We start from the raw sequence: 5,951 nt of genomic DNA on the forward strand, positions 1-5,951 counted from the left end.
CGCGACTCCCGGTTCGACGGGCGGTTCTTCACGGCCGTGACGACGACCGGCATCTACTGCCGTCCCGTCTGTCCCGCGAGGACGCCGCGCCGCGAGAACGTGCGATTCTTCCCGTGCGCCGCGGCCGCCGAACGAGAAGGCTTCCGGGCCTGCCGCCGCTGCCGGCCGGACGCCGCGCCGGGGACGCCCGCGTGGGCCGGGACGTCGGCGACCGTCGCCCGCGCGCTCCGTCTCATCTCCGACGGCATCCTCGACGAGCGGCCCGTCGACGCGCTTTCGGGCCGGCTCGGAGTCGGAGAGCGGCACCTGCGCCGGCTCTTCCGCCACGAGCTCGGCGCGTCTCCGGCGGAGATCGCGGCCACCCGCCGCGTTCACTTCGCCCGCAACCTCCTCCGGGAAACCGACCTGCCGGTCGCCTCCGTCGCGTTTTCCGCGGGATTTCGCAGCATCCGCCGCTTCAACGAGGCGTTTCGCGAAGCGTTCGACTGCACTCCCGCGGAATACCGCAAAACGAGCCCCGAGCGTCCGGCAGCGGCCCGCGAGCTCTCGCTGCGGCTCCCGTACCAGCCTCCCTACCGCTGGAACGATCTCGCGGAGTTCCTTTCGGCGCGCGCGATCCCGGGGGTCGAGTCCTTCGAAGGAGGACGCTATCGGCGGTCGTTCACGGACGGAGGGAGTCCGGGCATCCTCGAAATCGGGCCAGCCCCCGGCGAGAACGCGCTCGAGCTCAAGGTTCCGGCCATCGGCGCGCCGGAGCTCCTCGCGATCTCCGCGCGCGCGAGGAGACTCTTCGACGTCGACGCCGACGTCGCGACGATCGCCCGCGATCTCGCTCGCGACCCCGAGCTCGCGCCCGACGTGCGGCGGGCGCCCGGGATCCGGGTGCCGGGATGCTGGGACCCTTTCGAGATCGCGGTCCGCGCCGTTCTCGGCCAGCAGGTGACGATCGCCGCCGCGACGACGCTCGCCGGCCGCCTCGTCCGCGAGCTGGGGGAGCCCCTTTCCACGCCCGAGGCGGGAGTGACGCACCTCTTCCCGCGTCCCGGCGACGTCGCCCGAGCGGACATCGCGCGGATCGGGATCCCCGGAAAGCGCGCGGCCGCCTTGCGGGCGCTCGCCGGAGCGTTCGCGCGCGGCGAGATCGACGGCCAGGGGGCGAAGGACGTCGAGGCGTTCGTCGCGCGGCTGACGGCGATTCCCGGGCTCGGCCCGTGGACGGCCCATTACGTCGCGATGCGCGCGCTGTCGGAACCGGACGCGTTCCCCGCCGGCGACCTCTGGCTCCGGCGACTGGTCGTCCCCGGAACGACTCTTCCCGCCTCCGCCGTCGAAGAGCGTTCGGCCGCGTGGCGCCCGTGGCGCGCCTACGCGGCGTTCTATCTCTGGCGGCGAGCCGCCGGAAAGGAAGGAAGGAACTCATGGAAATCACGGAAATGAAGATCGACTCTCCCCTCGGACCGCTGTGCGTCGCGGCGAGCGACGACGGCCTGTGCCGAATCTCCTTTCCGGACGCGGTCGCGAATCGAACGCGCGCCGAACGGCCCCGCGTCGCGCCGAGCGCGGCCCGGAAGGCGCTCCTCGACCGGATTCGCCGCGCGCTCGATCGCTATTTCTCGGGAGCACGGGAGGATTTCGAGGGGATTCCACTCGATCCCGGCGGCACGCAATTCCAGCGGCGGGTGTGGGACTGCCTGCGAACCATCCCCGCGGGCGAGACCCGCTCGTACGGCGAGATCGCCCGCGCGATCGGACGTCCGCGCGCGGTCCGCGCCGTCGGAAGCGCGAACCGCGTCAACCCGATCCCGATCGTCGTTCCCTGCCACCGGGTGATCGGGAGCGACGGGGCTCTTCGCGGCTACGCCGGCCGGTTGGATCGAAAGGAATGGCTCCTGCGGCACGAAGGGGCCGTCGCCCCCGGAAAGAAAACAGCGCGCCTGTTCTGAGTTCAGCCGTTCAAAGCGCCCGGATTGCGTCCCGCGCAAACTCTAAAGCGCGGCGAGGCGGCTACCGGACGCGATGTCACTGTCGGCCAGGCACCGAACGGGGATGGTCGGACACGGGACCCGGAGCCCCTTCGCGGCGCGACGAAGTCTCGCGCAACGCTCGCCGAGACGACTTGCGCCGCGGGAGCGGGAGCGCCGGCGAGGGGGTGACGGCTCCGCGGCCGAGTCGACACAAGGCTGCGTCGCGAAGCGACGTCTCCGCGCGATTTCTCCCGCCGGGAGAAGGTCGCGGCCGTAGGCCGGATGAGGGAGATTCGACGAGCCGCGGGAGCCGCCACGCGCCTCCCGTCCCCCCGAGCCAGCTCCCGCGACCGATGCATCGCCGCGCCGGCTAACCCTTCTTCATGCCGCGAAGCGGCGAATCGACTCCACGAGCTGCCTCGGCGTGTACGGCTTCTTGAGACAGCACACGGCCCCGAGCGTCTGCGCCTCCGATTCCGCGTTCCAGTCCGCGGTCGCGACAATCACCGGGATCGAAGCCAGCGCGGTGTCGCGGCGCTGCTCCGAGCGGAACTGCCACCCGTTCATCCCGGGCATCCGCAGGTCCAGCACGATCAGGTCCGTCCGCCGGTCGGATCGCAGATGCGACATCGCCTGCTCCCCGGTCGCCGCGGCGACGACCTCGTAGCCGTTCTGCCGGAGGAGCTCCCCGAGGCCGCCCCGGAGACGGGAATCGTCCTCGACGATCAGGATCTTTCGGGAAATGGGCCGTTCGTTCATGATGCCGGATCCCTTGCAAGGGTCGTGCACGGCGAGGCGTCCTGTAGACTCCGCGCATCTTGACGCTGCTCCTCTGGCTCCTCTACGGCGCCGGCGCGGGGCTCGCCGCGGCGGCCGCGCGCTTCGTCCGGCGGCCCATTCCGAGGACGGTCTTCGCCGCTTTCGTCCTCCTGCCCGTCGCCTATCTCCTTCCGGGATTCGTGTCGGACCGGACGGCGATCCCGGTGCAGGACGTGCGGCTGATCCCTCCGTGGACGTCGCTTCCCGCCCCGTTCGGAGATCCGGATCCTCGTCGAAATCCGAACTTGAACGACATCGCCCTCCAGATCGCCCCGTGGACCCGGGCGGTGCGCCTCGCGTGGAAGTCCGGCACGGTCCCGTGGCTCGACCGGTGGAACGGCTGCGGAACCCCCCTCGCGGGGAACGGCCAGTCCGCCGCGTTCTCTCCCTTCACCCTCGCGGGTCTCCCCCTGCCGCTCGGGCGTTCGTTCACGCTCGCCGAAGCGCTGCGCCTCCTCGCGGCGCTCTCGGGCGCGTGGCTGTGGCTCTCGGAGCTCCGCGTTTCCCGGGCCGCGGCGTTCCTCGGCGCGGTCGCGTTCGGCTTCTCGCTCCTGATCACCGTCTGGCTGCCGTGGCCGTTCGCGTCCGTCGTCGCGCTCTGGCCCTGGGCGCTCTTCCTCCTCGAACGGATGGACGATCCGCGCGGGCGCATCCGATCGGCCGTCCTGCTCGCGGCGGTCCTCGTCGCCTGGGCGGCCGGAGGCCATCCCGAGAGCGCGGCGGTCGGCGCCTCGTTCGCCCTCGTCTGGACGCTCTTCCGTCTCGTCTTCCGCGCCTGGACTTCACCCCGCGCGGTCGTCGCGGGAGCCGCGCTCGCCGCGGTCGTCGCGATCGGGCTCTCCGCGCCGATCCTCCTTCCGCAGGTGGCGGCGATCCAGGCGTCGAACCGGCGGGTGAACGCGGGCCGGATGAGCGGCGCCGTCGCGGCGGCTTCGTGGGCGCCGCATGCGCCGCGCTGGAAGCCCGGGTTCCTCGTTCCGCTCTTTCCGCTGGCCTACGGCGACTCGTTCCGCGCGCCGATGTTTCCGCGGGTCGGATACGCGTTCCCGGAAGTGTCCTCCGGCTACGCCGGCGCGGCCGCGTGGGTGCTCGTGCTGATGACGCTCCGGCCGGGGTCCCGCCGGCGGCGAGAAACGTTCGCGCTCGCGGCGATGGCCGCGGGAGCCGTCGCCGCCGCGACGTGGACATGGCCGGCGGTCGAGGTTCTCGCGCGCATTCCGGGGCTCGGCATGATGCTCCCCCTCCGCTTCCAGGGGTGGCTCCCCCTCTGCGTCGCGACGATCGCCGCCTTCGAGTTCGATCGCTGGCGCCGCGACGTCTCCGCGGACCCGCGGAGAGCGCTCGCGCTGACCGCCGCGGCCGCCGCCTTCGCCCTTCTCGGCGCCGCCGTCTTCCTCCGCTACCGGAGCGCCTACGTGGCGATCGGCGCCTATCGCGCCCAGGCGATCGCCTTCGGGTCGCTCTTCGTCCTTCTCGCCGCAATCGGCGGAGCGGGAATCGCCGCCGCGCGGCGTCGGACGCGCGCCGACGCCCGGACGGGCATCGCCTTCGCGGTGCTCGCCGCCGCCACCGTCGCGGAGCTCTTCGCGATCGCACGCCCTCTCGACCGTTTCGGGCGCTCGTCCGCGGTGTTCCCCGAGACGCCGCTCGTCGCGTTTCTGCGCGGCCGGCCCGGATCGTTCCGGACCGCCGGCATGGATGTATGCCTCTTTCCGAACTCGAACGTCTTCGCCGGAACCGAGGACATTCGCACCCACGACCCGCTGGAACGCTTCGACTACGTCTCCTTCCTCGATGCCGCGGCGGGTTATCCGCCGGCCGATTACTTCAAGGCCCTGAAGCATCCGGATGCCGCCGCCCTCGACTGGCTCAACGTCGAGTACCTCGTGGGTCCGCCGGGCGCCGCGGCGCCCGGCCCGCGGTGGCGGCCGGCGTATTCCGGAGCAGACGGGATCGTGTATCGCAACTCCGCCGCCCTCGCGAGAGTGTGGGCGCCGGAAACGGTCGTCGTCACCGGAAGCGTTCCGGCGGGGCATCCCGAAAACGCCTTCGCCGCGTTCGGACGGCAGCCCTCCGACATCCTGGGGGAGGGTTACGGCGCGAAGAAGGCGCTCGTCGTTTCCGACGGGGACGCGCCGCTCCCCGCGGCCGTCGGCGGCGAGACGGTTCCGGTTTCCGGGATCCGCGAGGGCGGAAACGAGATTTCGTTCACCGCCGACGTGCCCGGACGGGCATCCCGTGTCGTCGTCGCGAGCGAGGTCCAGGACGGCGGGTGGCGCGCGCGCGACGAACGCGGACCGCTACCGGTCGGCCGGGCGAACGGCCCGTTCCTCGCCGTCGCGGCGCGGCCCGGGCGGCACCGCATCACGCTCTCGTATGCGCCCCCGCGGCTCGGGACGGCGCTCGCCGTCGCCGGAGCGACGGCCCTCGCCGCGGCGCTGGCGGCCGCCACACTCGGCCTCCGCCGGCGCCGTTCTACTTGAGGGCGGCCTTCTTTCCGCGGGCAGACATTCGCGCTTCGTGGCGGGCCGCCGCCTCCTCGATCGAATGCGATTCCTTCAGGTTCGAATCCGACTTGGCGAGCTCCGCGATGCGCTGATAATAGTGATGCAGCACCTTGAGCTCGTCCTCGCTCAAGTCCTCCACGTTGACGAGCCGGCTGCTCGCTCCTTCGAGGGCGGCGACGATCTCGTTCAACTTGAGATGGACCGCGCGGGAGTCGTTGTTCTGCGAGCGCTGGATCAGGAAGACCATCAGGAACGTGACGATCGTCGTGCCGGTGTTGATGACGAGCTGCCAGGTATCGGAGTAACGGAAGAGCGGCCCCGTCGCGCCCCACACGATGATGATCGCCGCCGCGACGATGAAGGCGAGGGTGCTTCCCGTGAATCGCGTGACCGCCCGCGCGAAGCTCTCGAACAGAAGGCTCAGTCGATTCGGTTTGTCTGCCATGCGGGTATCTCCTCGCGAAACGCCTCTGCAAGGAGAGCGCCACGAGCCTGGTGGCCGGCATGAATCATCGAGCTTGCAAGAGCGCGACGATGGACGATGAGGCACGGCGAGGCGCGAGCGAGACGGGATGGGGGTCGGCCCGCGATGTCCCGAGTCGTACCGGTGAGCGTACGGCGACGGCGGCGCGGGCCGGCACCCGCCCGTATTCGCTCGATG

5 protein-coding genes are annotated in these 5,951 nt (G+C 71.4%); 3 read left to right on the plus strand and 2 right to left on the minus strand.

The genetic code is table 11. From position 1 onward, the window contains the following. Together VKH46_09325 and VKH46_09330 are read left to right on the plus strand one after the other, a co-directional pair. Positions 1–1,437 (plus strand): AlkA N-terminal domain-containing protein (locus VKH46_09325; GenBank protein ID HKB71031.1); only part of this gene is annotated, 1,437 nt, incomplete at its 5' end. Then, on the plus strand, positions 1,419–1,943 hold the full coding sequence (locus tag VKH46_09330) for a methylated-DNA--[protein]-cysteine S-methyltransferase (protein ID HKB71032.1): 525 nt from the start codon (positions 1,419–1,421) through the stop codon (positions 1,941–1,943). The genes VKH46_09325 and VKH46_09330, both read left to right, overlap by 19 nt. A 402-nt stretch (positions 1,944–2,345) precedes the next feature. On the opposite strand, the gene VKH46_09335 is transcribed toward VKH46_09330, so the two are convergent. Next, positions 2,346–2,723 carry a response regulator gene (locus VKH46_09335; protein ID HKB71033.1) on the minus strand — a complete coding sequence of 126 codons (378 nt, stop codon included), beginning with the start codon at positions 2,721–2,723 and terminating at the stop codon, positions 2,346–2,348. A 59-nt stretch (positions 2,724–2,782) separates the two neighbouring features. Here VKH46_09335 and VKH46_09340 point away from each other — a divergent pair, with 59 nt between their 5' ends. Beyond that, positions 2,783–5,266 (plus strand): hypothetical protein, encoded by a 2,484-nt coding sequence (locus VKH46_09340; protein ID HKB71034.1) that lies wholly within the window; start codon positions 2,783–2,785, stop codon positions 5,264–5,266. On the opposite strand, the gene VKH46_09345 is transcribed toward VKH46_09340, so the two are convergent. Continuing rightward, positions 5,259–5,735 carry a low affinity iron permease family protein gene (locus VKH46_09345; GenBank protein HKB71035.1) on the minus strand — a complete coding sequence of 159 codons (477 nt, stop codon included), beginning with the start codon at positions 5,733–5,735 and terminating at the stop codon, positions 5,259–5,261. The two genes, VKH46_09340 and VKH46_09345, sit on opposite strands and share 8 nt — an antisense overlap. Between the last annotated feature and the right edge of the window lie 216 nt (positions 5,736–5,951).

The sequence above is a fragment of the Thermoanaerobaculia bacterium genome, from assembly GCA_035260525.1.
Classification (GTDB): Bacteria; Acidobacteriota; Thermoanaerobaculia; order UBA5066; family DATFVB01; genus DATFVB01.

Excerpts from the sequence above, each read along its gene's own strand:
- VKH46_09330 (HKB71032.1), top strand. The coding sequence starts at position 1,419 with ATGGAAATCACGGAAATGAAGATCGACTCTCCCCTCGGACCGCTGTGC.
- VKH46_09345 (HKB71035.1), bottom strand. The coding sequence starts at position 5,735 with ATGGCAGACAAACCGAATCGACTGAGCCTTCTGTTCGAGAGCTTCGCG.
- VKH46_09335 (HKB71033.1), bottom strand. The coding sequence starts at position 2,723 with ATGAACGAACGGCCCATTTCCCGAAAGATCCTGATCGTCGAGGACGAT.